Annotated in this window: 28 protein-coding genes; 23 read left to right on the forward strand and 5 right to left on the reverse strand. The window is 35.5% G+C overall.

What is annotated here, in order from left to right; translation table 11 throughout:
- Positions 1-36: 36 nt before the first annotated feature.
- From AC3QL1_RS14445 to AC3QL1_RS14455, 3 genes are all read right to left on the reverse strand, one after another.
- Positions 37-444 carry an ester cyclase gene (locus AC3QL1_RS14445; RefSeq protein WP_492492393.1) on the reverse strand — a complete coding sequence of 136 codons (408 nt, stop codon included), beginning with the start codon at positions 442-444 and terminating at the stop codon, positions 37-39.
- A gap of 90 nt (positions 445-534) precedes the next feature.
- Positions 535-1,368 (reverse strand): helix-turn-helix domain-containing protein, encoded by an 834-nt coding sequence (locus tag AC3QL1_RS14450; RefSeq protein WP_492492395.1) that lies wholly within the window; start codon positions 1,366-1,368, stop codon positions 535-537.
- 29 nt (positions 1,369-1,397) lie between these two features.
- Positions 1,398-1,742 carry a winged helix-turn-helix transcriptional regulator gene (locus AC3QL1_RS14455; protein WP_492492396.1) on the reverse strand — a complete coding sequence of 115 codons (345 nt, stop codon included), beginning with the start codon at positions 1,740-1,742 and terminating at the stop codon, positions 1,398-1,400.
- Between the two features lie 273 nt (positions 1,743-2,015).
- On the opposite strand from AC3QL1_RS14455, the gene AC3QL1_RS14460 reads away from it, so the two are divergent.
- The 14 genes from AC3QL1_RS14460 to AC3QL1_RS14525 all read left to right on the forward strand — a co-directional run bounded on the left by AC3QL1_RS14460 (position 2,016) and on the right by AC3QL1_RS14525 (position 13,769).
- The gene (locus AC3QL1_RS14460; RefSeq protein ID WP_492492397.1) at positions 2,016-2,759 is read left to right on the forward strand and encodes an SDR family oxidoreductase; all 744 of its coding nucleotides are present in this window, start codon (positions 2,016-2,018) and stop codon (positions 2,757-2,759) included.
- Between the two features lie 446 nt (positions 2,760-3,205).
- Positions 3,206-3,778 carry a Crp/Fnr family transcriptional regulator gene (locus AC3QL1_RS14465; RefSeq protein ID WP_492492399.1) on the forward strand — a complete coding sequence of 191 codons (573 nt, stop codon included), beginning with the start codon at positions 3,206-3,208 and terminating at the stop codon, positions 3,776-3,778.
- Between the two features lie 429 nt (positions 3,779-4,207).
- A complete protein-coding gene (locus AC3QL1_RS14470; RefSeq protein WP_492492400.1) occupies positions 4,208-4,756 on the forward strand; it encodes a YceI family protein in 549 nt (182 codons plus the stop codon).
- Between the two features lie 11 nt (positions 4,757-4,767).
- Entirely contained in the window at positions 4,768-4,986 is a 219-nt protein-coding gene (locus tag AC3QL1_RS14475) for a tautomerase family protein (RefSeq protein ID WP_337965954.1), read from the forward strand.
- Positions 4,987-4,991: 5 nt separating this feature from the next.
- A complete protein-coding gene (locus tag AC3QL1_RS14480) occupies positions 4,992-5,726 on the forward strand; it encodes an SDR family NAD(P)-dependent oxidoreductase (RefSeq protein WP_492492402.1) in 735 nt (244 codons plus the stop codon).
- 72 nt (positions 5,727-5,798) lie between these two features.
- Positions 5,799-6,557 (forward strand): type 1 glutamine amidotransferase domain-containing protein, encoded by a 759-nt coding sequence (locus AC3QL1_RS14485; RefSeq protein WP_492492403.1) that lies wholly within the window; start codon positions 5,799-5,801, stop codon positions 6,555-6,557.
- 273 nt (positions 6,558-6,830) lie between these two features.
- Positions 6,831-7,211 carry a nuclear transport factor 2 family protein gene (locus tag AC3QL1_RS14490; RefSeq protein ID WP_492492405.1) on the forward strand — a complete coding sequence of 127 codons (381 nt, stop codon included), beginning with the start codon at positions 6,831-6,833 and terminating at the stop codon, positions 7,209-7,211.
- A 17-nt stretch (positions 7,212-7,228) separates the two neighbouring features.
- Positions 7,229-8,314 (forward strand): NAD(P)H-dependent flavin oxidoreductase, encoded by a 1,086-nt coding sequence (locus AC3QL1_RS14495; RefSeq protein ID WP_492492407.1) that lies wholly within the window; start codon positions 7,229-7,231, stop codon positions 8,312-8,314.
- Positions 8,315-8,704: 390 nt separating this feature from the next.
- A complete protein-coding gene (locus AC3QL1_RS14500) occupies positions 8,705-9,121 on the forward strand; it encodes a cupin domain-containing protein (protein WP_492492408.1) in 417 nt (138 codons plus the stop codon).
- Between the two features lie 133 nt (positions 9,122-9,254).
- Positions 9,255-10,262, forward strand: coding sequence for an alpha/beta fold hydrolase (locus AC3QL1_RS14505; protein ID WP_492492410.1), 1,008 nt, complete (start codon positions 9,255-9,257; stop codon positions 10,260-10,262).
- Between the two features lie 209 nt (positions 10,263-10,471).
- A complete protein-coding gene (locus AC3QL1_RS14510) occupies positions 10,472-10,879 on the forward strand; it encodes an organic hydroperoxide resistance protein (protein ID WP_492492412.1) in 408 nt (135 codons plus the stop codon).
- 125 nt (positions 10,880-11,004) lie between these two features.
- Positions 11,005-11,766, forward strand: a complete 762-nt coding sequence (locus AC3QL1_RS14515) for a DUF1223 domain-containing protein (protein ID WP_492492414.1) — start codon at positions 11,005-11,007, stop codon at positions 11,764-11,766.
- Positions 11,767-12,004: 238 nt separating this feature from the next.
- Positions 12,005-13,021 carry a sensor histidine kinase gene (locus tag AC3QL1_RS14520; RefSeq protein WP_492492416.1) on the forward strand — a complete coding sequence of 339 codons (1,017 nt, stop codon included), beginning with the start codon at positions 12,005-12,007 and terminating at the stop codon, positions 13,019-13,021.
- Positions 13,002-13,769 carry a LytR/AlgR family response regulator transcription factor gene (locus AC3QL1_RS14525; RefSeq protein WP_492492417.1) on the forward strand — a complete coding sequence of 256 codons (768 nt, stop codon included), beginning with the start codon at positions 13,002-13,004 and terminating at the stop codon, positions 13,767-13,769. The genes AC3QL1_RS14520 and AC3QL1_RS14525 overlap by 20 nt, the downstream gene beginning before the upstream one ends.
- A 493-nt stretch (positions 13,770-14,262) precedes the next feature.
- Here the strand turns inward: AC3QL1_RS14525 and AC3QL1_RS14530 are convergent, their stop codons facing one another.
- On the reverse strand, positions 14,263-14,649 hold the full coding sequence (locus AC3QL1_RS14530; protein ID WP_492492419.1) for a DoxX family protein: 387 nt from the start codon (positions 14,647-14,649) through the stop codon (positions 14,263-14,265).
- 229 nt (positions 14,650-14,878) lie between these two features.
- Here AC3QL1_RS14530 and AC3QL1_RS14535 point away from each other — a divergent pair, with 229 nt between their 5' ends.
- On the forward strand, positions 14,879-15,361 hold the full coding sequence (locus tag AC3QL1_RS14535) for a TlpA family protein disulfide reductase (protein WP_492492420.1): 483 nt from the start codon (positions 14,879-14,881) through the stop codon (positions 15,359-15,361).
- 2 nt (positions 15,362-15,363) lie between these two features.
- Positions 15,364-15,972 (forward strand): thioredoxin family protein, encoded by a 609-nt coding sequence (locus tag AC3QL1_RS14540; protein WP_492492422.1) that lies wholly within the window; start codon positions 15,364-15,366, stop codon positions 15,970-15,972.
- A 50-nt stretch (positions 15,973-16,022) separates the two neighbouring features.
- Here the strand turns inward: AC3QL1_RS14540 and AC3QL1_RS14545 are convergent, their stop codons facing one another.
- Entirely contained in the window at positions 16,023-16,166 is a 144-nt protein-coding gene (locus tag AC3QL1_RS14545; RefSeq protein WP_492492423.1) for a hypothetical protein, read from the reverse strand.
- A gap of 308 nt (positions 16,167-16,474) precedes the next feature.
- Here AC3QL1_RS14545 and AC3QL1_RS14550 point away from each other — a divergent pair, with 308 nt between their 5' ends.
- The 7 genes from AC3QL1_RS14550 (at position 16,475) to AC3QL1_RS14580 (ending at position 26,364) form a co-directional block, all read left to right on the forward strand.
- Positions 16,475-17,101 (forward strand): LuxR C-terminal-related transcriptional regulator, encoded by a 627-nt coding sequence (locus AC3QL1_RS14550; RefSeq protein WP_492492425.1) that lies wholly within the window; start codon positions 16,475-16,477, stop codon positions 17,099-17,101.
- Positions 17,102-17,274: 173 nt separating this feature from the next.
- The gene (locus AC3QL1_RS14555) at positions 17,275-18,807 is read left to right on the forward strand and encodes a pyridoxal phosphate-dependent decarboxylase family protein (protein WP_492492427.1); all 1,533 of its coding nucleotides are present in this window, start codon (positions 17,275-17,277) and stop codon (positions 18,805-18,807) included.
- Positions 18,808-18,814: 7 nt separating this feature from the next.
- Entirely contained in the window at positions 18,815-20,146 is a 1,332-nt protein-coding gene (locus AC3QL1_RS14560) for a lysine N(6)-hydroxylase/L-ornithine N(5)-oxygenase family protein (protein WP_492492429.1), read from the forward strand.
- Positions 20,147-20,148: 2 nt separating this feature from the next.
- The gene (locus tag AC3QL1_RS14565) at positions 20,149-21,258 is read left to right on the forward strand and encodes a heparan-alpha-glucosaminide N-acetyltransferase domain-containing protein (protein ID WP_492492431.1); all 1,110 of its coding nucleotides are present in this window, start codon (positions 20,149-20,151) and stop codon (positions 21,256-21,258) included.
- Positions 21,259-21,565: 307 nt separating this feature from the next.
- Positions 21,566-23,959: a GNAT family N-acetyltransferase gene (locus AC3QL1_RS14570; protein WP_492492433.1), complete on the forward strand. Its 2,394-nt coding sequence runs from the start codon at positions 21,566-21,568 to the stop codon at positions 23,957-23,959.
- A gap of 12 nt (positions 23,960-23,971) precedes the next feature.
- The gene (locus AC3QL1_RS14575) at positions 23,972-24,571 is read left to right on the forward strand and encodes a GNAT family N-acetyltransferase (protein WP_492492435.1); all 600 of its coding nucleotides are present in this window, start codon (positions 23,972-23,974) and stop codon (positions 24,569-24,571) included.
- A 2-nt stretch (positions 24,572-24,573) separates the two neighbouring features.
- Complete coding sequence (locus AC3QL1_RS14580) at positions 24,574-26,364, forward strand: IucA/IucC family protein (RefSeq protein ID WP_492492437.1); 1,791 nt, start codon at positions 24,574-24,576, stop codon at positions 26,362-26,364.
- Positions 26,365-26,390: the final 26 nt, after the last annotated feature.

Raw genomic sequence — 26,390 nt, forward strand, 5'->3', positions numbered from 1 at the left:
ATTAGAAAACCCCTTTTGAAATACTTAAATCTTTAGTTATTGCAAGGACTGAATAACCGAAGCAAAATTATTTTCGCCCCAGTGTTCTTTCAATTTTCCATCCAGAACCGTAAAAATATCAATCACTTTTATCGTTACTTTTTTCCCGGTTGCCGGTATTCCAAAAAGTGAACCGGTATGAATTCCGGTTATTTCTTTTCGCGTGGCAACCTTATTTTCTTCGGCAACCATATCCAAAACATTCACTGTAATATCCGTTAAGGCGGTGTGAATAACATTGGCGAAAAAATAAATAACACCGTCAATTCCGTTTGACATTCCTTCCGGAGCCGAATGATTGATAAAATCGTCGGCAGCAATTTGCTGAAAAAATTCCATGTCTCCTTTTTCGATTACCTCTTTATTGTATTGTAGAAGTAAATCCTTGTTTTGTGCTGTGCTCATCATATATAATTTTATAGCACAAAGTTATTTTGAGACAGCCGGAAAGTGATAGCGCCAAAAGTTCATAATCCTGTCGCCAAAAGTTCACTTTTAGTTGTAATCTTTTGGTAGTTTTCCGAAATGAGCTTTAAAAGCCTGAGAAAAGCTGGAATGATTTTCATATCCCACCTGTAAATATATTTCACTGGGTTTCGATCCGTTTTTTAATAAAGTGGCTGCCGCCGTTAGGCGTTGCTGTTGCAGCCATTTTGCAGGCTGTTGGTTGTAAATTTGCTGAAACTTTCGTTTAAAAGTAGAAAGACTCATATGACAGAAAAACGCAAGTTCGCTGACCGAAAAATCATTAAAAACATTTTGCTGCATGACATTCTGAATCCTTTCTTCGGGTGTTTTGGCTACCGAAACATTCTGGAAATTATTAAGTTCTTCCGGAAATCGCGTACACAGGTATGTCAGCAATTCGTTTAGCTTGGCAATTTGCATGGATTCGGTAAAAACGGTATCATTAATTAGTGATTGCACAGAACCAATAAAATTATTGATATAATCGTCTTTCGGAACTAAAATATTCGGCCTTTTCTTGGCAGGATCTTTAGGTAGTTTGATGTTATTGCGCACGGCGTCCTGCAGAAAATCATCATCAAAAAAAACAATTATACTTCTTATTCCGGGATTTCCGTTTGGTCGTTCTGTAAAAATATAATTGCCCGCAGAAAGCAATAATATGTTTGCAGGATTAATTACAATGGGTTTGCCATCGCTGTAAATATGTTTTTCGCCCTTCATAATCAGGCTAATCATGTGCTGCGTCAACCGACTTTTTCCCTTCACAAGCGGTTCTTCAGAAACATACGGAATAAAACTCAATCTCGATTTTGGGTTTTCTCTTGTCGCTATTTTATCCGGCATTAATTCATGTTCCATATCTTTTTTTAAAGTGCTTTTAATGCTCTTTATATCTTTTCTTGTTGCTTTTTAATATGATCCCGATGTGAAATTCCCCAATTGATCATCTCCGTAATAATCGGACCAAAAGATTTGCAATAATCCGTTGACTCATAAAGAATAGGGACTTTTGCATCTCGATCTTCCGTTCTTTTTACCAGATTATTCATTTCCATATCCTTCAATTCCTTCGAAAGCATTCTCGAAGTTATTCCCGGAATACTCTGCATAATTTCGGTAAATCGGGTATTGCCATTGCAGATAGAATTGATGATAGGCAGTTTCCATTTTCCACCCAAAACATATATCGTATCCTGAAGCGCCTGAAATTCTTCCTTCTGATTTCGTGCCATTATATTATTTTTTACTAAAGTATAAAAAACATTTTATTTTTCTTTTAAACCATATAAGTGATATAAGAAAATATAAGAGCAAACCTAATTAAAGCTTCTGTTAGATTTATATCACTGCAACTATAAGCAAACTTTTTTAAATGAACTTATATAACTTATATGGTGAAAAAAAATATATAGTAAAAAAACAATTCCGGTATACTCCATGATACCATCAAAAAAGCAATATGTTTTCAGATTTAACTTTGTCCCGTTAATTTAAAAACATTAAAAATGGATAATTTAAAAAATAAAGTTGCCGTAATCACCGGCGGAAATAGCGGAATAGGTTACGCAACAGCAAAACAATTAAAAGAACAAGGCGCAACGGTTATCATCACCGGAAGAAGAAAAGAAGCTATCGAAACCGCCGCTTCACAATTAGGCGTAACCGCAATTGTGGCAGACCAGTCAAATGTTGCCGATACTGAAAATTTAGTTGCGAAAGTAACACAAGACTTTGGGCAAGTTGATATTTTGTTTATCAATGCCGGAATTGCCGGTTTAGGAACAGTCGAACAAGCAACCGAAGCGCTTTTTGACAGCATTATGAACATCAATTTTAGAGGAGCTTATTTTACGCTAAGCAAGTTTATTCCAATTTTAAAAGACGGCGGATCCGTTGTATTTCTGTCTTCAAACACAGCAAGTATGAGCGGAGCCGGATCTTCTATTTACTCTTCAAGCAAAGCGGCTATCAATTCTGTCATGAGAATCGCGGCATTAGAATTAGCGCCAAGAAAAATCAGAGTAAATTCCGTAAGTCCGGGACCAACAGAAACAGAAGTCATGAACAAAGTCGGCTTGGACAAAGAAACCGTTAAAACGATCATGGATGTTGTAGTAGACAAACTTCCCCTAAAACAAATGGGAACCACCGAAGATGTTGCCAAAATGGTTTCACACCTAAGCAGCGATGCCTCAAAATTCATCACCGGCGCAGATTTCATCATGGACGGAGGGATGGTTCTTCTTTAAGTAGCTAAGGTTCTGAGATGCTAAGTTGCTAAGTCTCTAAGTTTTTGAAAGATTTTATCGTAGAGACGCACAGCAGTGCGTCTTTTTTTTTTAAGTTGCTATCCCGAAGTTTCGGGACTAAGATTCTAAGTTTCCACACTTGTCACCCTGAGCGAAGTCGAAGGCTTGTAAGCTGAAGTTTTATTCAACGTTTTTTAGTTGGAATTTGGAATTCAAAAAATTTGGAGTTTAATTTTCAGGAGCTATTTCCTGCTTTCCACTACAATCTTTTTATTTTTTAAAGAAAAAAACAAAAAGGATTTCCGTTTCAATCAGGGCTAGGCACCAGTTTTCATAAGAGATAACAGGAATTATAAACCTTTGTTCCTATGTCACTCTGAACCTTTGAACCTTTAAAGAAAAAACCTTTGTACCTTTGTCACTCTGAACCTTTGAACCTTTTTTCCATGGACTCCAAAGAACTACTAAAAGAACATATCGCCAAAACCGCTTCGTTAACAGACGAACAATTCGACTATTTCTTTTCGCACTTTAAAGCACAGTCATTTAAAAAAGGGCAAACGATTATTAGCGCAGGTGATAAAGTCGATTGCGAGTATTTTGTAATTTCAGGTTGTTTGAAAGCTTTTTTCATCAATGATGAAATTAAAATGTACATCCTTCAATTTTCCATGCCAACCTGGTGGACATCTGATTATAATGCTTTATACAGCCAGACAAAAGCAACCATAAATATAGATTGCATTACAGATGTCGTAGTACTTTGTCTTTCCAGCGCAGATCGCGAAAAATTGTGTTCAGAGTTCCATCAAATTGAACATTTTTTCCGTTGGCGAACCAACAAAGGATATGTCGCTTCCCAAAAACGACTTTTATCTTTTATGAATAACAATGTCAAAACCCGTTACGAAGAGCTTTTGGCATTATATCCACAACTTTACAATCTTGTTCCAAAACATTTAATTGCTGCTTATCTTGGCGTTTCAAGAGAAACATTGAGTAGGCTTTATAACTCCTGATTTTATTTCACGCAGATTTTAAAATAATTTAAGCAGATAAGCGCAGATTTAAAAATTAAAAATTAAAAATTAAAAATCTGCCAAATCTGCGAGAACAAAACTTTTCGTGTAGTTTGTCATCTCGACGAAGGAGAGATCACACTAGAAACTCCTCAAACAAAGTCGCCAATCTTTGTAGAATTACTTGTGGAGATCCCTCGTTCCTCGGGATGACAAAAATGAGGAAAACCTTTCTCCTCCATTAAAAAACACACAGTTAAAAATCATCTGCCCTTATCTGCTTAAATCTTTTAAAATCTGCGTTAAATAAAACCTTTGCACCTCTGAACCTTTGCCTCTTTGCACCTTAAACAATAATGTGATCTACATCACGTAACCAATTTCCATACCCGCCGTTCCTTTGTACTGTACTCTTAAATACACACAAAAATGGAAACAACAAATTTTAAAATCGTAAGCGCAAACAGCCAAATCGATTGGACCGGAAGAAAAGTTACCGGCGCACATAATGGAACAATTGAAATCAAAGAAGGTCTTTTGACTTTAAATGACGGAAAAATCAAAGAAGGAGTAATTGTTATTAATACTTCAACAATAAAAATTCTTGACGTTACAGATCCTGCCACAAACGCACAGTTTGCAGGACATTTAGCATCAGATGATTTTTTCTCTATCGAAAAATTCCCAACTGCAACATTTGATATTCTTTCAGCAAAAGAAATTTCAAATGAAACCTATCATCTAGAAGGAAATCTTACCATAAAAGATATTACACATCTTGTTGGTTTTGATGCCAAAATAGAAAATGATAACAACCAAATCAGACTTTCAGGCAAACTGGTTATTGACCGTACAAAATACGACATCAGATTCCGTTCAGGAAATTTCTTTACAGATTTAGGTGATACTTTAATCTACAATGACTTTGATTTAGATTTTAATATTACTGCCGAAGCCGTTTTTTCAGAAACAATCTAAAAACTAAAATCATGCCTTACGTAAAAATCGAATTGACCCGCGAAGGAGTAACCCGCGAGCAAAAACAGGAATTAATAAGCGGCATTACCACCCTAATTACCGATGTTTTGAATAAAGATCCGCATTTAACACATGTGGTGATTCAGGAAATAGAACTGGACGATTGGGGTTATGCAGGCGAACAAGTATCAGTATTAAGAGAAAAAGGCATTACAGCCGATAAAAAATAAACATCATGAAAAAACAAACGATAATCGTTACTGGAGCAGCCTCCGGTATTGGAAAAGGAATCGCCAAATATTTTTTGGACAGAGGCGATAATGTGGTCATCAATTCAGTAACGCCAAGTGCCTTAGAAAGCACTTATAAAGAATTTGGCGCAGGCGATAATCTGGCTATGTTTGCCGGAGACGTCAGCAAAAAAGAAACCGGGGAACAACTGGTAAAAATTGCACTTGAAAAATTCGGTTCAGTAGATGTATTGGTCAACAACGCCGGAATATTTGACAGTAAACCATTCCTTGAAGTGGATGAAGCATATCTGGATAAATTCCTGACAACAAACTTAAAAGGAACTTATTTTACAACACAATCGGCAATTGCGCAAATGCTAAAACAAAAAGACGGCGTTGTAATTAACATCGGAACACCGCTTGTAAACCACGGATTAGGCGGATGGCCGGCTAGTGCTCCCGTATCAAGCAAAGGTGCTATTCACGCGCTTACGATTCAGCTAGCGGCAGAATTTGGAAAACAAAACATTCGTGTTAACACAGTAGCGCCGGGCGTTATTCGTACACCAATGCACGGTGATAAAGCCGATCAGAACGCCGGATTACATTTGCTAAACAGAGTAGGAGAGATCGATGATGTTGCCGAAATGGTATACACCGTTGCAAAAAGTTCTTTTATCACCGGATCCATAATCAATGTTGACGGTGGTAAAGGTGCCGGACACAATTTAAACTAATTTCAAAAATACAGTAACAGTTTCAATGCTTTGTAAAAATATAAAGCATTGAAACATAAAATAATAATAACAATGAAAAATACACTTAAATCAGTACTTATTGCGCTTTTTGCAATAAGCAGTTTTGCGACAATCGCACAGGAAAACAAAAAAGGAAAAGTATTGTTTGTTTTAACTTCACACAATAAATTAGGAGACACTGGAGAATTAACCGGTTCATGGATTGAAGAATTTGCAACGCCTTATTTTTTCTTTTTAGATAAAGGAATTGAAGTAGTAATTGCAACTCCAAAAGGAGGACAGGCTCCAATTGATCCGAAAAGTAATGACCCATCGTTTCAAACTCCTGCAACCAAACGCTTTTATGCAGATAAAAAAGCACAAAAAGCATTGGCGACTACAGTAAAAATCACTTCAGTCAAAGAAAAGGATTTCAAAGCCGTTTTCTATCCGGGAGGTCATGGCCCAATGTGGGATTTGGCTACTGATAAAAATTCAATACAACTTATTCAGGATTTTTACAATAATAGCAAACCAATTGCTTTTGTATGTCATGCACCGGCAGCTTTGGTAAATGTAAAAGACAAAAATGGAAAATACCTGATCGATGGAAAAAAAGTAACTGGTTTTACTAACACAGAAGAAGGTGCGGTTGGATTAACCAAAGTAGTACCGTTTTTACTCGAAGATAAATTAAAAGAACATGGAGGAAAGTATTCTCAAGGTTCTGACTGGAGTTCTTATGTGGTAGAAGATGGCTTATTATTAACAGGGCAAAATCCGCAATCTTCAGAGGAAGTAGCCACTAAGCTATTATCAAAAATAAAATAATCAAGCCTAAAACTCCTGTATTGATTTGGTATGGTTTGAAAAACAGCTGTACCAAATCTTTTTAATAATTTAAACAGAGTGATTATTAGTTCTCATCATAAAGTGATGTTGATCACATAGTATCCTTGTCTATTCTTTTGAAATTTGTATTGTAATTTAAACTTTAAAATCATGAAACTGCAAAGTTCAAAACTGTTAGTATCAAAAATAATTTTATTAATCGTTTTTATGCTCTTGAATATACAGGAGATAAAAGCACAAAAGAGCAACACAATGAAAAATCATAATTCAGATACAGAAGCCATTAGAACTGCCATAGAAAACAATTATTTCAAAGGCATTTATGAAGGAGACGAACTCTTATTGGCAAGCATTTTTAATCCCGGAACATTAGTTTATGGAGATGTAAAAGGACAGCCATATTTTAAAACTGTCGATTTATACCTGAACGGAGTTAAAAATAGACAAAGTCCGAAGGATTCAGGAAAACCTTTTAAAGGAGAAATTTTGACTATAAAAGTCGTAAATTCGATAGCCATAGCCGAAATTAAGGTAAAAATGTACGATTTTAATTATGTGGATTTTTTATCTTTTCATAAGATTAACGGACAATGGCTTATCGTCAATAAAATGCTGACCGACGTTAGCGAATAATTCTAAAAGATAAAGCAATGTGGAATCATACAAAAATAACAGAAATGCTGGGTATCGATTACCCAATTATGCAGGGACCGTTTGGAGGAAATTTATCTTCGGTTGAATTGACTGCAACCGTATCAAACGCCGGCGGGCTTGGCGGATACGGAGCTTATACCATGAGTCCGCAGGAGATTTATGAGGTAGACAAACAGCTAAAATCGGCAACAAATAAACCATATAATATCAATCTTTGGGTTTCAGATCATGATATTCCGCCAGGAGGTTTAACAGATGAAAAGTTTGCTAAAGTCATCGAACAGTATAAACCTTATTTTGATGAAGTTGGAATTCCGTTACCGGAAAAACCTGCGTCGTTTCAATCCAGATTCGAAAATCAGTTAGACGTTATATTAGACATTCGACCAAAAGTATTCAGCTTTATGTTTGGCGTTCCTTCGGCCGATGTTTTAGAAGAAGCCCGTAGAAAAGGAATAGTAACCGTAGGCGCCGCAACAACTTTAGACGAAGCCATTTTTCTGGAAAATTCAGGAGTAGATGTCATTATTGCTTCAGGTTTTGAAGCGGGCGGACACAGACCTTCTTTTTTGGCTCCGGCCGAATCATCCTTAACGGGAAGTTTTGTTTTATTACAATTAATTAAAGAAAAAGTCAAAATACCTATTATCGCCGCTGGCGGAATTGCAAACGGAAAAGGCGTTGCAGCAGCTTTGGCATTAGGCGCAGATGCCGCCCAGATAGGAACAGCATTTCTCGCCACCGATGAATCGAACGCATTGCAAATTCACAGAGAAATGTTATTTTCTGATGCATCAAAATACACCACATTATCAAGAGCCTACACCGGAAGATTAGGACGCGGAATCACGAGCAGAGTCGCCAAAGAAATGATGGGCAAAGAAGAAAATATTCTGCCATTTCCGTTACAGACGACTTTAATATCGCCATTGCGAAAAGCAGCTCTAGATCAGCAAAAATGGGATATGATTTTATTTTGGGGCGGACAGATTTCGCCTATTCTAAAACACAAAAAAGCAAAGGAATTAATGTATTCGCTAATCGAAGAAACTTCTGCTTATTTCAATGACTTAAAAGGATAATCGAATTTAAATAAATGAACCAAGCCTGATTGTATAGATTAGGCTTTTTTTATGCTTTATTGTTTTTTAAACAGCAGATTAACCCCAATATTGTCATCCTGAGCGAAGTCGAAGGACCACAAGTAACTCGGCAAAAATTGCGCAAACCTTTGTCAAAGTTTCAAACTTTGACAAAGGTAATACCGCCAAAGTAATCCGCGTATGAAACCTGACATGTTTTTTAAACCTGTCGAGTTTATTACATATATAAGCTTGACAACAATTTTCAACTTTCCCAATGTCCGTTTCACCATCAACTTCGTCCGTTTAGGCTACTTAGTGATTTTAAATCGCTTGTTATCGAAATACTTTTGACAAAGAAATTAATAACAATATCAAAAATTTAAAATCATGAAAACAAATAAAAACAAAAACTTCTGGTTGTCGGCAATTGCCATTTTAAGTTTTACGGCATTTTTAATTCCATCTACAATTTCAGCACAACAAAACGGCATAACCCGTACCGATTTACAAAAACACGATTTAAGCATTCCGGGAATAGAATCCGTTCAGGCAAGAATTGATTTTGATGCTCATTCCGCTTTTGGGAACCATTCTCATCCGGGAGAAGAAATTATTTATGTTCTCGAAGGTTCTCTGGAATATCAACTGGAAGGCGAAGCACCAATAACGCTTAAAGCCGGAGAAGTACTTTTTGTTCCAGCCGGAAAAGTGCATTCAGCAAAAAAGAATACAAATAGCAAAGCTTCAGAACTCGCCACTTATATTGTTGAGAAAGGAAAACCAATTCTGGTTATGCAAAAATAATCCAGGTTTTGGACTGTCCGTTTCGCCTTTTAATTTGTCCGTTTCACCTTTTTTCTTATTGTAAAAAGGGTGTAATCGAAATACTTTTGACGAAGAAATTAACTAATAATCAAAACATTAAATAATAAATAAGATGAAAACTATAAATCAAAAATTAGCTTTACTATTTTCTAAAATAGTTCTAATTACAATACTTTTCTTTACCATAGCACCAATTTCTGCCCAATCAGAAAATGCTCTTGGAACCTTAAAACAAATCAATGCCGGACTTTTGAATGTGGGTTACACAGAAGCAGGTCCTGCAAACGGAAATCCAATCATCTTGCTTCACGGCTGGCCGTATGATATTCACAGTTATAATGAAGTGGTGCCAATTTTAGTAGCAAAGGGTTACAGAGTGATTACGCCTTATTTAAGAGGTTTTGGTACAACCCGATTTCTTTCAGATGCAACATTTAGAAACGGTCAGCAAGCTGCATTAGCGAGTGATATTATTGCTTTGATGGATGCCTTAAAAATTAGAAAAGCCACAATTGGCGGATTCGACTGGGGCGCAAGAACCGCAGTTGTAATGGCAGCACTTTGGCCGGAACGCCTAAACGGATTGGTTTCTGTAAGCGGTTATCTGGTGGTAAATCTGGAAGCCAACTTAAAACCATTATCTCCGCAAGCAGAATTAGGATGGTGGTACCAATATTATTTTGCGACAGAAAGAGGAAAAATCGGCTACAGCCAAAACACCTACGAATTCAATAAACTGATCTGGAAAATCGCTTCGCCAATTTGGAATTTCGACAAAGCAACTTACGATCAAACCGCACAATCGTTTGATAATCCGGATCATGTGGCAATCGTAATTCACAACTACAGATGGCGCCAATCTCTGGAAGCGGGAGAATCAAAATACGATGCATTAGAAAAACGTCTGGCAGAAAGACCAGCGATTAAAGTTCCAACAATTACAATAGGAAGTGATTTTGACGGCGCTTTCGCGGATGGAAAAGCGTATGCTAATAAATTCACAGGCAAATACGAACACAGAATCTTAAAAGGAATAGGGCATAACGTACCACAAGAAGATCCAAAGTCATTTGCACAGGCTATTATTGATGTGGATAATTTTAAAAATTCCAAAAATTAAATTCCAAATTCCAATTTAACCACAGAGAACACAAAGATTTACACAAAGCTCACTAAGATTTCAACATTCAGATAATAACACAAAGCTTTGTGATCTCAGTGTTTTTACTAAGCCATTATTATAAAAAAACTTTGCGTACTCTGTGGTTAAATAAACAAATTTCAAAAATTACAAAATTTAATAATCTATAATCTATAATCTAAAAAGTCATGAAAAAAGTCTTATACACAGGAAAAACACACACAACAGGCGGACGCGAAGGAATTTCTCAAAGTTCAGATGATCAGTTAAACATCAAATTAAGTTCACCGGGAACTTCACGTCCGGGAACAAATCCGGAACAGCTTTTTGCTGCGGGATGGTCAGCCTGTTTTATTGGTGCCATGGGAATCGCAGCCGGAACACTAAACATCAAACTTCCCGCAGAAACCGCCGTAGACGCCGAAGTTGATTTGTGTAATGCAGATGGAGAATATTCTTTGCAGGCGCGCTTAAACATAAGTCTTCCGGGAATCAATTCAGAAACTGCCAAAAAAATTACAGAAATGGCACATCAAACTTGTCCGTATTCTAAAGCAACAAAAGGAAATATTGATGTTGAAATTAATATTTTGTAATCAAAGCCTTTATCCTGCAAGGTTTTCAAAACCTTGTAGGTATAAGTATTTAGTACTAAACTTAAAAATCAAACCTACAAGGTTTTGAAAACCTTGCAGAAATATAATTGATATAAAAATACATTATGAAAAAAATAAAAATAATATCCGTTTTAAGCCTGTTATTTCTTTTGCTAGGAATCACTGCTTTTGCACAAAATACGCCAAACAAAAAAGGTTTTGCCCTTTTAGAATTATATACTTCCGAAGGATGTTCCAGTTGTCCGCCCGCAGATGAATTGATGGGGAAAATTCAAAGTGAATACGAAGGAAAAAATGTATATGTTTTGTCGTATCACGTTGATTATTGGGACAAACAAGGCTGGAAAGATATTTTCAGCAATGCCGATTATACGAAAAGACAATATGATTACGCCCAATTTCTGGGAAAAGAACCCATTTATACACCGCAGTTAATCATTAACGGAAAAGCAGATTACGTTGGTTCACAAGAAACCGTTGTTAGAAATGCGGTTAAAGCAGCACTTTTAAAACCTGCAATTGTTGATTTATCCCTGCAGGCAAACCAAACCAATAATAATGTAGAAATAAATTACAATGTAGAAGGCGTTGCAAAAGACGGTCAGTTATGGATTGCCATAGTTCAAAAATCAGCAAAAATCAATGTCAAAAGAGGCGAGAATGCACATCGTACTTTATCCCATTACCAAATCGTACATCAGCTTCATTTAATTTCCCTATCGAAGAAAAAGAAAGGAATTACAGTCTATCATTTGCCTAAAAACTTTAATACAAAAGATTTCGAAATCATTGGTTTTGTTCAGGATCTTAAAACCGGAGCCATTTTAGGCGTAGATAAAGCTGTTTTTCAATCTTCATCAATATAAAAGTTTTTAACCGCAAAGAGCGCAAAGATTTACGCAAAGTTCGCAAAGTTTTAAGCAAGACAACGCGATGAAAAAGATCGCAAAGCTAACAAAGCTTTGCGAACTTTGCGTTTTTCTAAAACTTAGCATATTAAAAAACCTTGCGTTCTTTGCGGTTAAATATACCAACTAAATCCACCACTTAAATAATTTTCAAAATACATTATCTTTGACAAGCAAGATCAAAAACAACAAACAAATGGAAAAAGTAAAACGCTTTCAGGTATCGCGTCGTGTTATATGGGGAAGCTCCGTAGCACTGGCGATTCTGGCTTCAATACCCAAATTATTTGATGCTTTTTCGACCGTTCCGGACATCATTATAAACTCCTCCATTACATTATTGTTTTCGATTTTCATCTGGTATTACAACATCTACAGCCTGCCAAAATTCACTTCACAGCGCACCCATAAAAGTTTATTCAACTGGAAACTGCTTTTGAGTGTCATCATGGGAATCCTGGTGATGGTAATATTAGTAATCGCCCATCAGGAATTATTTCAGGTCTCAAAAATGGATGCGCCCATAATGTTCGAATTACGAGGCGTTTTAATCAATCTGATCGTCTATATGTTTCTGCATTTGTTGTTTCAAAACTATCAGACACAGCAAATTGCGGTAGAGTTAGAGCGCACTCAGGCCGTAAATTTAGAGGCACAATACGAACTTTTGAAACAGCAGGTTAATCCGCATTTTTTGTTTAACAGCCTTAATACTTTAAAATCGATGGTGGATATTCAGGATCCGCAGAGTTCTGATTTTATTCTGAAACTATCTGATTTTTATCGTTTTACACTCGAAAGCAGAAAACTCGATTTAATTACACTTCGCGAAGAACTTCAAATTCTGGATTCCTATGTTTATCTCCTAAAAGCCCGTTTTGAAGACGGATTTGTACTGATAAACGAAATCGATCAAAAGCAGTACGATTCGGCAATTCCTCCATTTACCCTTCAGTTATTGATCGAAAATTGTATCAAACACAACGTCGTTTCCCTGGATAAACCTTTGCAGATTAAATTATATACCGAAAATGATTTTTTAGTAATCGAAAACCCAATTCAGCTCAAAAGAGGCGCGGTATCAACCGGAGTTGGCCTGGATAATATCAACCAGCGTTTTAGTCATTTAATTCACAGAGAAATTGAAATTGACAAAACCGAAACTATTTTTAAAGTAAAAATTCCCATGATTTATGACTATCGTAATAATTGAAGATGAAGTAAAAACAGCCAAAGCACTTGGTCAGCTTATATTGAGTATCAGGCCGGATGCCCAGATTTTATCGTACATACAAAGTATTGACGGAGCGGTTAGTTATCTTTTGGAAAACGATCAGCCCGACCTTATTTTTATGGATATTCAGCTCGCAGACGGTTTGTGTTTTGAGATATTTAAAAACGTTGAGGTACTTTCGCCGGTCATATTTTGTACCGCTTTTGATGATTATGCCATCGAAGCCTTCAAGTCAAACGGAATCGATTATGTACTAAAACCTTTTTCGAGAGAAAGCATTGCTCAAGCCATTAAAAAAGCAGGTGAACTAAAGAATTTTTTCCAAAGAAATAAAAAAGCAATGCCTGATTTTGATTATCTGTTAACCAGAACCGGAGAAAATAAAGGCAAAAGCAGTTTTTTGGTTTTCAAAAACAATAAATATCAAACGGTTCTAACAGAGAATATTGCACTTTTTTATATCAAAAATGAAACCCCAACCATTTTGACATTTGATAAAACAGAATATCAAATCACGCAATCATTAGATGAGGTTCATAAACTATTGTCGACAACTCAGTTTTTTAGAATCAACAGGCAATATCTCATCAATTTTTCCGCAATACGAGAAGCAGAACATTATTTTTCGCGTAAGCTGATTATCAAATTAACCATCCCAACTGAAGAAAAATTATTGGTAGGAAAAGAAAAAGCAACAGCCTTTTTGAGTTGGTTGGAAAACAGATAAGCAGAATAAGGAGCTATTTCCCGCTATCCGTTTCAATCTTTTGTGGCGAACCCCGCCACAAAAAGGATTTCCACTTCTATCGGGGCTAAGGCATTAGGTTTCATAAGACATTTAGTTTTTTAAAGAACTGAGAAAGTGTATTATTTCAGTTTTTCAATAGCATTTTTCACCGCTATTTCATTCTCCGGAAACATAAAACAACTCAGAAATAATAAAGCAGAAATTATAATAGCTAAGACAATTAAGAGAAACTTTTTCATGATTTTTTATTTTAAGAATTAAGTAGAAGAAGTAATGTAAAACACATAGAAACATAGAGTTAAAAAGAATTAAAAATTGAGAATTAAAAATTAAAAATTCAATTCGAAGTGTCTTTAGAAATCAATATTTTTAAAATACTATGACTATGTTTATTTTAACTAAGTCAAACGCCTTTTTTCAACGTTACAAAAAGCTATGTTTCTATGTGTTTAAAAATTAAGCAATGTTTTATTTATGCAGCAACATAAGTTGTGGTATACAATTTTCTAAACATTAAATAAGTAACACTTACCATTACAAAAGCAATAATAGCATCAATTCCGGCAGCAAAATTCAAAACAGCCAATTTGGAAAAGAAAGCAAAAATGATGTCAAAATAAAGACCTGCAAAGACCCATTCTTTCAATCGAAGCAATTTATTCGAAATCAGCAATGTGATAACACCGGCCAGTTTCATGACACCAAGAATGTAAATAAAGTGTGCCGGATAACCGAGTTGCTGAGTAATTTCCCAAACAATTTTGTTGGTGGTAAGTTCAAAAAATCCGCTTGCGCCAAACCATAAAGAAGTTAATACTACGCCAGTCCAGTAAATAATTTTTGTTGTTTTTGAATTCATGATTTTTTATATTTTTAATTATTGATGAGACAAAATTGCGGTGAAAGCCTCAGAATAAACAGTACTATTTTGCCGAAACGGACAAATTGAAGTTTGAAATAGACAATTCTAAACCTGATCAGAAATTAATCTCAAAAAGAACTATTAACAAGAATTAACATTTTTTAAAAATGGATTAGTTTTATATTTGTAAGGAACATTTACTTACTAAAAGCCAAATACCCTTTGTATGAAAAAAATTAAAGCTTTTACTATTCTTGCTTTTCTGTTTCTGGCAATCGCACCGAAATCCTATAGTCAACAAGTAAAACTAATCACAATAGATCAGCTTCAGGAAAGAATCAAAACCGGAAAAGACAGTACGTATGTGGTTAATTTTTGGGCAACCTGGTGTGCGCCCTGCATTAAAGAATTGCCACATTTTGAAAAATTAGACACAGAGCATAAATCAGAAAAACTGGCTGTATTATTAGTAAGTGTTGATTTTAAATCAAAACTGACATCTGCAGTGGTGCCATTTGTAAAAAGAAAAAACCTTAAAAATCAGGTGTTTTTATTAAACGAAAGCAATCCGCAGGAATATATCGATCGCGTTGATCCGTCGTGGTCAGGAAGTATTCCCGCGACATTATTCATAAAAGGCGATACTAAAAAATTTATAGAAAGCGAACTTACTTACGAACAATTACTAACCGAATATAAAAAACTATAATCATGAAAAAGTTAATCACACTTGCCTTAATTTTTAGTGCTTTTCTTGCTCAGGCACAAGCTCCAACCCTTAAAGCAGGACAACCAGCACCGGATTTTAAATTGAAAAATGTAGACAACAAAGAAATTTCATTTGCCAGTTATCCGGAGGCAAAAGGTTTTATTGTCGTTTTTACCTGCAACACTTGTCCGTATGCAAAAGCGTATGAACAAAGAATTATCGATTTAGATAAAAAATTCAAACCGCAGGGATATCCCGTAATTGCCATTAACCCAAACGATCCTGAAGCTTCAAAAGCAGATAGTTTTGACAAAATGCAGGACTTGGCAAAAGAAAAAAAATATGCATTCCCTTATTTATTTGACAAAGGACAAATCGTTACAGATCAATACGGTGCAAAACACACACCGCATCTTTTTGTAGTGTCAAAAACGTCAAAAGGAACAGTTGTAGAATATACAGGCGCAATTGACAACGATCCGGAAGGAACAAAAACCGAAAAAACAAAATATGTTGAAGATGTAATTGCATCGTTAAAAAGCAATCAAAAACCGGCCATAACCGAAACAAAAGAAATTGGCTGTACGGTAAAAAGAAAAGCTAAAGTATAATTTTGTTTAGCTTATTATAAATGAAAACGCCTCAATTGAGGCGTTTTCATTTATGCTGTAAATTGAAAATTCATTCTTTTCAGTTCTTCCAATTTATTCGAAGTTGTTTTTACATTTTTGACAATATCTAGTTTTTTGTCTATACGATATTTTGCACCTGTTTTAGTCTCTGTAAGCTTCTTAGTTTTCTTCATTTCATTTGATTGTTCTCTTTTTGTCATTTCGACGAAGGAGAAATCACATCCAGAGAGCGACGTGCTGTGTGTCTCCACTTTATGTGATTTCTCCCTCCGGTCGAAATGACAAATCTTACAATTTGTAAGTTTTAGATTTCAAAAATAATATTTATTTTCCCAATAAATCACTTTTACTTCTCCCATTTTACTGACCTCTTTTCACTACTGGTCACTTTGATTATAAGAAAATAACTATTTTTTTACTATAAGTTATTCCATAAATCAATTTTATTATTAATTTTGTTTAGAATTAATCTAAATAATAAATGAAAAATTTCCTTATAGCCGATTCTGAAAACCTACACATTATTGGATTGAGGCATACACTTAAAAAGAGGGTCAAAACACCGAATTTAAGAGTGGTGAATTCAAGAGAAGAATTGTTTAAATGTTTGGATAAAAATGATATTGATTGCCTAATTATTGACCCAAATAACATTTTTTTGTTTTATGATGATGATTTAAAACTCATCAAAATAAACTATCCTTCCTGCAAAATTATAATTCTGTCTTATTTTAAAAACAAACAAACCATAGACAGTTTCTTAAAAGATAATATAAATGGTTTTATATCAAAAGATTGCGAAGAGCAAACCATTTTTGACGCACTTTATAAAATCCAGAACGGAGAACGCTATTTGTGCCCTAAAACCCTAAACGCCCTTATGGATGTTTTGGTTTTGCCTGCTGCAGATACCGATGAAAAACTGACGCTGAGAGAATTTGAAATCCTGAAACAAATTGCTCAGGGCAACAACGGTAAAAATATAGCTTCTGATCTTTTTATCAGTATTCATACTTTTCGAACACACCGAAAGAACATCATGAAAAAAACGGGGCGTCACACTACTTCTGAGTTGATACTCTATGCTTTAGAGAAAAAAATAAAGTAATTTTCGTATGATTTAATGATGTTTTATATTTTATTTCCTACTATAGGTGAGGTATTTTCTCTACCTCATTTATAGAAACAATTTTCGCTTTTTTGTGGTATTGATTTAATTTTCCTGCAAATCTACATTTGCTAAAAATTATTCTTTAGAATCAATCTAAATAAATACCACAAATGGAAGCACAAAAAGTAATAACATTACAGCAAGAAATTGCAATTGATAATGTGCATGATAAGCATATTTTTTCGAACAATAATAAATCAATCGGGATTTATAGAAAAAGCATGAAAAAAGCCATTAAGACAATTGGAAATCATTTAAAAGAGAGAAATACACCTTTTACCGGAACGGGTATTTCGACTATTAAAAGAAAAATTGACAATATTTATCTTGAAGAAAATAAGAAAGGCAAAAGCCTGGATTATGTTTTAGATGAATTAAAAGATATTTATCTCGACGATTGTATTCATTTTCACAATCCAAAATACATTGCGCATCTTAACTGCCCAATTCTTACGCCAACACTTGTGGCAGAGGCTTTTATATCTTCCTTAAACTCGTCAATGGATACCTGGGACCAAAGTACGGGCGCTACCTTTATCGAATTGAAACTGGTAGAATGGACGCTTGAAAAATTAGGTTATCCCAAAAATGCCGACGGAATTTTTACGAGTGGAGGAACTCAATCCAATATGATGGGATTGCTTTTGGCAAGAGACCATTATATCAAAAAGCATTACGGACTCGATCCAAAAATGGACGGATTGCCACCGGAGGCTTCAAAATTCAGGGTTTTATGTTCAGAAGTGAGCCATTTTAGCTTAAAGAAAAACCTGAGCTTATTAGGATTAGGACAAAATGCGGTGATTCCGGTTGCCGTAGATCCTGATTTTAAGATGAATACCAATGCTTTACGAAAAGTAATTCAACAACAAAAAGATTTAGGAAATATTCCGATTGCAATTGTGGGCACGGCCGGAACAACAGATTTTGGTTCTATCGATCCGTTAACAGAAATTGCTGAAGTAGCTAATGAAAACGATTTGTGGTTTCACGTCGATGCAGCTTATGGCGGCGGTTTACTGATTAGTGATATTCACAAATATAAACTGGACGGAATCGAATTATCAGACTCAGCAACAATCGATTATCACAAAACTTTTTATCAGCCGGTAAGTTCAAGCGGATTTTTTATGAGAGATAAATCTTTTGTCGATTATATCAAATACCACGCAGATTACCTGAATTCGAAAGAACAGGAAGACGAGGGAATCCCAAACATGGTCAAAAAATCAATTCAGACAACACGCCGTTTTGATGCCTTAAAATTGTGGTTTACTTTGAGGATGATAGGCACAAAGGGTTTGAGTTCGTATATGGACAAAGCCATTGAAAATGCTCAGTTTACCGCCAATTTGCTAAGACACAGAGATGATTTTGAAATCATTAATAAACCGGAAATAAGCGCCGTTGTTTTTCGCTACACACCATTTGAAAACGGAACAGAAACATCGTATTGCGGTGTAAACAGTTACATCCGTAAAGCGATTTTCAACGAAGGAAAAGCCATCATTACAAGTACAAAAGTCTACAATGAAGTATTCCTGAAATTCACTCTTTTAAATCCGTTAACAACGACTAAAGATATTGAGGAAGTTATCGATCTAATCGTACATCACGGAAACGAATATTCATTAAAAAATTAAAATGATCATGACAAATAAAACATACGATTTTATAGCCGTTGGAGTAGGACCTTTTAACCTGAGTCTGGCGTGTTTAACCGCACCAATCGAAAATTTGGACGGAATGTTTTTTGATAAAAACGAATCCTTCAACTGGCATCCGGGAATGTTGCTACAGGACACGACCTTGCAAATTCCGTTTATGGCAGATTTAGTGACTTTGGCAGATCCTACAAGTCCGTTTAGTTTTTTGAATTACATCAAAGAACAAGGCAAAATGTATTCGTTTTACATTCGTGAAAACTTTTTATTGTTAAGAAACGAATACAATCAATATTGCCAGTGGGCGATTAGAAAATTGCCTAATATTCATTTTAACACAGAAGTTTCGGCAATTGAATACGATGAAAATCAGGAACTTTATATCGTAAATACAATTTGCACTAAAACGAATGTTACGACCATTTACCAAACAAAAAAGATTGTTTTAGGAACCGGAACAGCACCGCATATCCCAAAATCCTGTCAAAATTTAAAAGGAAAAGCAATTCATTCATCGACTTATATTCAGAATAAAGCGGAACTACAGAAACAAAAATCAATCACGGTTTTAGGAAGCGGACAAAGTGCTGCTGAAGTTTTTAATGATCTTTTGCAGGAAATTGATGTTTACGGTTATCAGCTGAACTGGATCACAAGATCGTCGCGCTTTTTCCCAATGGATTACAGCAAGTTAACGCTCGAAATGACTTCTCCGGAATATGTGGATTATTTCTACAATCTCCCTTCTGAGAAAAGAGATCATTTGCTGAAAAATCAAAAATTATTGTACAAAGGAATCAACAAAGACTTGATTGCGACCATTTTCGACACCATTTACAACAAAAAAGTAATTACCGAAATTGATGTGAATTTAAGAACCAATGCCGCTTGTACAAAAGCATCTTTTGATGAAAATAACGATACTTTCGAACTGGAATTGCATCAGGTAGAACAAGATAAAAGATACCGTCATAAAACAAATGCACTGGTTTTAGCAACGGGTTACGGGTATAAACTGCCTCAGTTTCTGGAAGGAATTGCCAATAGAATTCAGTGGGACGACAAAGGACGTTTTGCAGCCAACAGAAATTACAGCATTGATAATAATGGCAATGAAGTTTTTGTTCAGAATGCTGAATTGCATACGCACGGTTTTGTAACGCCGGATTTAGGAATGGCTTGTTACAGAAATTCATACATAATCAAAGAAATAACGGGAGTGGAGCATTACGCTGTCGAAACTAAAATTGCTTTTCAGGAATTTGGAGTTCCGGCGTCAGAAGTTATTGAGAATCCCGCATTTGAAACAATCGCATAATTATGGAAACAATTCAGAAAAAAAAGAGAGTTCTCGCAATTGATTTTGCCAGAGGAACCAGTGTGATCTTAATGATGATGGTGCACACGATGCTTATTTACGGTACAATTGCCACGCAAACAAATACCGTTTTGGGAGAAATTATTTTGTGGTTAGGCCGCGGAACTACTATATTTTTAGTCAGTATGGGAATTTCGTTTGTGTTATCAAGACGACAAAGTTTTCTGGCTGTTTGCAAAAGGGCTTTATACATTCTGGCAGTTGGTTACGGAATGAATATTTTGAAATTTCTGGTTCCCGAATTTATTTTTGGCGGACTTCCCGAAGCTTTCGTTTCGGCTTACGGCTTACAATCAGGCACATTAGAAACGGGAATTTTCTTTTTGCTTTTGGGCGACATTCTGCAATTGGCCGGAATCACTTTGTTTATCATGGGATTAATCAATCATTTCAGCAAAAGTAAATATGTGCCGCTGATTGTGGCTTTGGTAATCATTTCAGTTGCAAAAGAATTGAGCGGCTTTAGGGTTGGAATTGCGGGATTAGATTATATCTGCGATTTATTTTTCAGCAATCAGTTTCATGTTTATTTCCCTGTTTTTCCGTGGAGTGCGTTTATTTTGATCGGCATGTTTTTGGGAAGATGGTACAAAGAATTAAACGAAAACCAAGAAATATTTTTCAGGAGAATGCTCTTTGTTGGTCTTGGTTTTATAGCTTTTGGCGGAATTTTAAACTTCACCAATCCTGAATATCATTTTGGCGATTATTATCATTTAGGACCCGGCGGAAGTATTTTAATACTCGGAGTAAATCTGGTTTTATACTGGCTGGTTAACATTATGGTTCAGCTTTTTAAAGAAAATAATCCGGTGTTTAATTTATTGACTTTCTGCAGTAAACACGTAACAAGTTTATACGTAATTCAATGGGTTTTGATCAATTGGGGAATGTATGTTATTGGTTTCTGGAATCAGGATCAATGGATGGTTCTAGGTCTTTTTCCGGTAGTAATTGCAACAAGTCTCAGCATTCAGCTCGCTTACAACGAAATCAAAACGCAATTACGTTCAAAACGAAAAAATCGTAATGAAGTTCTTGTAAACACATAGAAGCATAGATTTATTATCTAGAAGGTTTTTATCGTAGAGGCGCACAGCAGTGCGTCTTCGCAAAGTGTTTTGCCACAAATTATTTAATTTTTCACGCAAATTTTCACAGATTTGAGCAGATTTTTGTTTTAAACACATAGAAACGTAGATTTTTTAGATTGAGATTGAAGCTGGTTTTATAAATCATGATTTTTTCACATAGCGATGTGTATTAGTAGTGAAACGCCTTTCTGCAGTATGTAAAGCTATGTTTCTATGTGTTTAAAATTCACACAATGAAATAAAATATTTAATTAAACAGTATAAAATGAGTACATATAATCCTATTTATACCACCACAATTCCGGATTTCGGCACGATAGATTTTCGTCCGTTGCAGCTGGAAAATGATGCTAAGATAATCCATGATTGGGTCAATCGTGATTATGCGCAATACTGGGGCATGCAGGGAAAAACGCTGGAAGAAGTTCGTTTAGAGTATGAAAAAATAACCAAAGAATCAGATGTTTTTATCGGATTGGTAAATGGTGAAGTTTCGTTTTTATTAGAAAGATACAATCCAAAACTGGATATCATCAGGAATTATTATTCGGTTCAGGAATACGACTGCGGTATGCACGTTATCGTGGCGCCGTCAACAAAACCTGTTCATCAGTTTACGTGGCATATTTTTTCGAGTATTATGAAATTTGTTTTCAGGGATTTAACGATTCAGCGTATTGTGGTTGAACCGGATATCAGAAACAAAAAAATGTTCGATATCTGCCATCGCGTAGGTTTTGAAGATGCACATGTTGTCAATTTACCGCACAAAACCGCTTTACTTGCTTTTTGTACACGCGAACAATTCATCAAAAAAATAGATTCATTTAACCTCAATTATACCGAAATGAATAACGAAAATCAATTAGAATTTCCGGAAAAAGCCATTACACACATACAACCCGAAGTTTGGAAAAAAGCCAATCGTTTATTGATCAAAAAAGCGATTTGTGAGTTTTCGCACGAACTTTTAATAGAACCGGTTTTAGAATCTGAAACAGAAAACAGCTATTCCTTATTTTCTGATGATAATTCGGTGAAGTACACTTTTACGGCACAACAACTGGCAATGAATCATTTAAACATCGAAGTAAATTCTATTTCGAAATATAAAAATGAGGAAATAGAAACTTTGGATGTTGTCGATTTTATTCAGGAATTCAAAAACAGTTTAGGAATTTCAGAGCAATTATTACCGTCTTATATTGAAGAAATCATCAGCACACTTTACGGAAGCTGTTATAAATTATTAAAAGAAAATTCCACTTCAAAATCGCTTGCCAATTCTGATTTTCAAACCATTGAACAAGCCATGATGGAAGGACATCCCGGATTTGTGGCCAATAACGGAAGAATTGGGTACAACAGCATGGATTACAAAGCCTATGCACCCGAAGCCGGAAATCCGTTTAAGATTTTATGGCTCGCCGGACATCGCGACAGAACGGTTTATGCAGGAACAAAAAAACTGGATTATGATACTTTGATTGAGCAGGAATTAGGTGCAGAAACCATTTCAAAATTTAATGCTACAATCAAGGAAAAAGGTCAAAACCCAGCTGATTATTTCTTTATTCCCATACATCCGTGGCAATGGTTTAATAAACTGGCCAATTTATTTTCGCCTGAAATTGCCAAACAAAAACTGATTTGTGTGGGATACGGACCGGATTTATATCAGGCACAGCAATCCATCAGAACGTTATTTAATTTAAGCAATCCAAAAAAATTCTATACAAAAACTTCCCTTTCAATCCTGAATATGGGCTTTATGCGTGGTTTGCCGGTATTTTATTTAGGAACAGCTCCGGAAATGGCAGAATGGCTGGATCAATTGTTAAGCGGCGACGAATACCTGCAAAAAGTAGGTTTCGGAATGTTGGGCGAAGTGGCTTCTGTAAGTTACATCAATCCGTATTTTGAAAGCTTCGGAAAACACAATCCGTACAATAAAATGATCGCTTCGTTATGGAGAGAAAGTCCGGTAGCAAAACTCAAAAATGAAGAGCAATTAATGACGATGGCAGCATTTTTACATTTAGATAAAGATGGAAATTCGTTAGTTTCTGAAATTATAAAAGCTTCATCCTTATCAATAGATGCTTGGCTTGCCGAATATTTCAAGGTTTACTTGAGTCCGTTATTGCATTGTTTTTACCAATATGATTTGGTTTTTATGCCTCATGGCGAAAATCTTATTTTAGGATTAGAAAATCACGTTCCCGTACGCTCTTTCATGAAAGATATTACCGAAGAAGCCGTAATTCTGAATCCGGATGTTGAAATTCCGAAAAACATTGACAGAATTTATGCTGAAGTCCCGGAAGACGTAAAACTATTGTCGATTTTTATTGATGTATTTGATGGATTCTTCCGTTTCCTGTCAGCAATTTTGGTTTCGAGTGATAATTATAGCGAAAATCGTTTTTGGGAATTAGTAGCAGAATGTATCTCTGATTATCAGGAAGCTAACCTACATCTGGAAGCTAAATTCGAAAAATATGATTTGTTCGCCAATGAATTTCAATTGTCATGCTTAAACCGTCTGCAATTGAACAACAACAAAACCATGATTGATCTTGACGATCCTGTGGCATTGTTACAATTTCAGGGGAAATTGCAAAACCCAATTGCACCGTACAAAAAAATAATCGCTTAAAACCTTAAACAGATGATGAATAGTATAATAACTCATCCTGAAAACGACGTCGCAGCTGATGTTGTTTTTGTAAAAACGATTCCCGGTTTAGGTGTTTTTGAATTGCGCCCAATTGATATGGAAACCGATATTCCGTTGATTCACAATTGGGTAAACCGTGATTATGCCGTTTATTGGGAAATGAATGGTTTTTCTGTAGAAGAAGTCAAAAATACGTATTATAATATTTTAGAAAAAACGCAGGTTTACATGGGGGTTTTTAATGGAAAAGTGGCTTTTTTATTAGAATGTTACGATCCTCAAAATGATATTGTAGGCAAATATTATCAATCGCTAAAAGGCGATAAAGGCATGCATATTCTGGTTGCACCTTCAGAAAATCCAATCCCGAATTTTACCTGGACTATTTTTACGGTAATTCTGGATTTCATTTTTTCTGATTCAAAAAGCAAAAGAATTGTCGTTGAACCGGACGCGCGAAATCACAAAATTCATTTACTGAATAAAAGAGCAGGATTTGTTTTTCAGCATGTTTTAGAATTGCCGCACAAGAAAGCGCATTTAGAGTTTTGCACGCGTGAAGATTATTACAAGGCATTACAACAGGTTTAATTATGAAAATGGAAATACCAACTCAGAATATACAGCACTTAACAAAAGAAAATTGGGACAAAGCAAACAGGCTTTTACTCAAAAAAACGTTAAGTGAATTTGCACACGAATTATTGATTGTTCCAATTGCAAAAGGCGATGATTTATACAGCATTTCTTCGCCGGATAAAACGGTAGAATATACTTTTGAAGCTTCCATTTTAGCGTTAAATCATTGGTCAATTGCCATTGATTCAATTAAAAAAACTAAAAATGGTGCTGAATCGTCTTTGCGTTTATTAGAATTTATAATTGAATTCAAAGATGTTTTAGGCATCGGCGAAAGCCTGTTGCCAACATATCTGGAAGAAATTACAAGTACGTTGTACAGCACCGCTTATAAAATTGCGAACGAAAAATTCAGTTCTAAAGATTTACTGGAACTTGATTACCAAATCATTGAACACGCCATGACCGAAGGACATCCGTGTTTTGTGGCAAACAGCGGTAAAAACGGTTTTAATATTGATGATTTTGCCACATTTTCTCCTGAAGCCAATGCGCCAGTACAATTGTTGTGGCTGGCGGGACATAGGAGCAAAGCCACTTTTACGGCAATTGAAGATTTGGATTATCAAAAAGTATTGCAGCAGGAATTGGATGCTGAAACTATTTTATGTTTTGAGAATGTATTGAAATCTCAAAATTTAAATATAGAAGATTATTATTATTTTCCCGTCCATCCGTGGCAATGGTTCAATAAACTGGCTTTGATTTTTGCACCGGATATTGCTGAAAATCATTTGGTTTGCCTGGGTTATGGTGAAGACGAATATTCGGCACAACAATCGATCCGCACGTTTTTTAATATTTCTTCTCCGGAGAAATTCTATGCAAAAACAGCACTTTCTGTCATCAACATGGGTTTCATGCGCGGACTTTCACCGTATTATATGGAAAGTACACCTGCAATAACAGAATGGGTGGCAAATCTGGTTGAAAATGACGCTTATTTACAGCAAAAAGGATTTACATTATTAGGCGAAGTTGCCACGCTTGGCTATCGCAATTTTTTATACGAGCCTTTAGGCCGAAGTATTCCGCATAATAAAATGCTGGCCACATTATGGCGCGAAAGTCCGATCCCGAAATTGTCTAAAAATCAAAAGATTATGACAATGGCTGCTTTGTTGCATGTGGATCAGTCCGGGAATTCTTTTGTCCGTGAGTTGATAAAAGAATCGGGAATTAGCGCCAAATTGTGGATTAAAAATTATCTCGACGCTTATCTTTCACCACTATTGCATTGTTTTTACCAACACGAAATGGTTTTTATGCCGCACGGCGAAAACCTGATTTTGGTTTTAGAAAATCACGTTCCTGTAAAAGCGATCATGAAAGATATTACTGAAGAAGTTATGGTTTTTAATGGAGAAATTCCGTTGCCGGAAAAAGTAAAACGAATTCATATCGACATGAAAGAACCGTTGAAAATCTTATGCATTTTTAATGACGTTTTTCAGTTCTATTTCCGTTTTCTTTCTGCTATTTTATCCGAAAGCAACACACTTTCCGAAGAAGATTTCTGGTCTTGTGTTGCTGATTGCATTACTCATTATCAGGAAGATCAGCCGCATTTAAAGGAACAATTCGAGAAATACAATCTGTTTGCTTCTGAGTTTGATTCATGCTGTTTAAACCGTTTGCAATTGCGAAACAACAAGCAAATGTTAGATTTAGCAGATCCTATTGACAGTCTTCAGTTTGTCGGAAAATTAAAAAATCCGGTGGCTGCGTTTATTCCAGTTATATAAAAAAATATCTCTCGCAAAGTCGCAGA

This window comes from Flavobacterium sp. GW823-FHT04A11 (assembly GCF_058796535.1).

Excerpts from the sequence above, each read along its gene's own strand:
- AC3QL1_RS14450 (WP_492492395.1), bottom strand. The coding sequence starts at position 1,368 with ATGGAACATGAATTAATGCCGGATAAAATAGCGACAAGAGAAAACCCA.
- AC3QL1_RS14575 (WP_492492435.1), top strand. The coding sequence starts at position 23,972 with ATGATGAATAGTATAATAACTCATCCTGAAAACGACGTCGCAGCTGAT.
- AC3QL1_RS14580 (WP_492492437.1), top strand. The coding sequence starts at position 24,574 with ATGAAAATGGAAATACCAACTCAGAATATACAGCACTTAACAAAAGAA.
- AC3QL1_RS14510 (WP_492492412.1), top strand. The coding sequence starts at position 10,472 with ATGAAAAAAGTCTTATACACAGGAAAAACACACACAACAGGCGGACGC.
- AC3QL1_RS14540 (WP_492492422.1), top strand. The coding sequence starts at position 15,364 with ATGAAAAAGTTAATCACACTTGCCTTAATTTTTAGTGCTTTTCTTGCT.
- AC3QL1_RS14480 (WP_492492402.1), top strand. The coding sequence starts at position 4,992 with ATGAAAAAACAAACGATAATCGTTACTGGAGCAGCCTCCGGTATTGGA.
- AC3QL1_RS14455 (WP_492492396.1), bottom strand. The coding sequence starts at position 1,742 with ATGGCACGAAATCAGAAGGAAGAATTTCAGGCGCTTCAGGATACGATA.
- AC3QL1_RS14445 (WP_492492393.1), bottom strand. The coding sequence starts at position 444 with ATGAGCACAGCACAAAACAAGGATTTACTTCTACAATACAATAAAGAG.
- AC3QL1_RS14495 (WP_492492407.1), top strand. The coding sequence starts at position 7,229 with ATGTGGAATCATACAAAAATAACAGAAATGCTGGGTATCGATTACCCA.
- AC3QL1_RS14535 (WP_492492420.1), top strand. The coding sequence starts at position 14,879 with ATGAAAAAAATTAAAGCTTTTACTATTCTTGCTTTTCTGTTTCTGGCA.
- AC3QL1_RS14530 (WP_492492419.1), bottom strand. The coding sequence starts at position 14,649 with ATGAATTCAAAAACAACAAAAATTATTTACTGGACTGGCGTAGTATTA.
- AC3QL1_RS14515 (WP_492492414.1), top strand. The coding sequence starts at position 11,005 with ATGAAAAAAATAAAAATAATATCCGTTTTAAGCCTGTTATTTCTTTTG.
- AC3QL1_RS14500 (WP_492492408.1), top strand. The coding sequence starts at position 8,705 with ATGAAAACAAATAAAAACAAAAACTTCTGGTTGTCGGCAATTGCCATT.
- AC3QL1_RS14460 (WP_492492397.1), top strand. The coding sequence starts at position 2,016 with ATGGATAATTTAAAAAATAAAGTTGCCGTAATCACCGGCGGAAATAGC.
- AC3QL1_RS14475 (WP_337965954.1), top strand. The coding sequence starts at position 4,768 with ATGCCTTACGTAAAAATCGAATTGACCCGCGAAGGAGTAACCCGCGAG.
- AC3QL1_RS14565 (WP_492492431.1), top strand. The coding sequence starts at position 20,149 with ATGGAAACAATTCAGAAAAAAAAGAGAGTTCTCGCAATTGATTTTGCC.
- AC3QL1_RS14485 (WP_492492403.1), top strand. The coding sequence starts at position 5,799 with ATGAAAAATACACTTAAATCAGTACTTATTGCGCTTTTTGCAATAAGC.
- AC3QL1_RS14555 (WP_492492427.1), top strand. The coding sequence starts at position 17,275 with ATGGAAGCACAAAAAGTAATAACATTACAGCAAGAAATTGCAATTGAT.
- AC3QL1_RS14505 (WP_492492410.1), top strand. The coding sequence starts at position 9,255 with ATGAAAACTATAAATCAAAAATTAGCTTTACTATTTTCTAAAATAGTT.
- AC3QL1_RS14525 (WP_492492417.1), top strand. The coding sequence starts at position 13,002 with ATGACTATCGTAATAATTGAAGATGAAGTAAAAACAGCCAAAGCACTT.
- AC3QL1_RS14550 (WP_492492425.1), top strand. The coding sequence starts at position 16,475 with ATGAAAAATTTCCTTATAGCCGATTCTGAAAACCTACACATTATTGGA.
- AC3QL1_RS14490 (WP_492492405.1), top strand. The coding sequence starts at position 6,831 with ATGAAAAATCATAATTCAGATACAGAAGCCATTAGAACTGCCATAGAA.
- AC3QL1_RS14520 (WP_492492416.1), top strand. The coding sequence starts at position 12,005 with ATGGAAAAAGTAAAACGCTTTCAGGTATCGCGTCGTGTTATATGGGGA.
- AC3QL1_RS14470 (WP_492492400.1), top strand. The coding sequence starts at position 4,208 with ATGGAAACAACAAATTTTAAAATCGTAAGCGCAAACAGCCAAATCGAT.
- AC3QL1_RS14560 (WP_492492429.1), top strand. The coding sequence starts at position 18,815 with ATGACAAATAAAACATACGATTTTATAGCCGTTGGAGTAGGACCTTTT.
- AC3QL1_RS14545 (WP_492492423.1), bottom strand. The coding sequence starts at position 16,166 with ATGAAGAAAACTAAGAAGCTTACAGAGACTAAAACAGGTGCAAAATAT.
- AC3QL1_RS14465 (WP_492492399.1), top strand. The coding sequence starts at position 3,206 with ATGGACTCCAAAGAACTACTAAAAGAACATATCGCCAAAACCGCTTCG.
- AC3QL1_RS14570 (WP_492492433.1), top strand. The coding sequence starts at position 21,566 with ATGAGTACATATAATCCTATTTATACCACCACAATTCCGGATTTCGGC.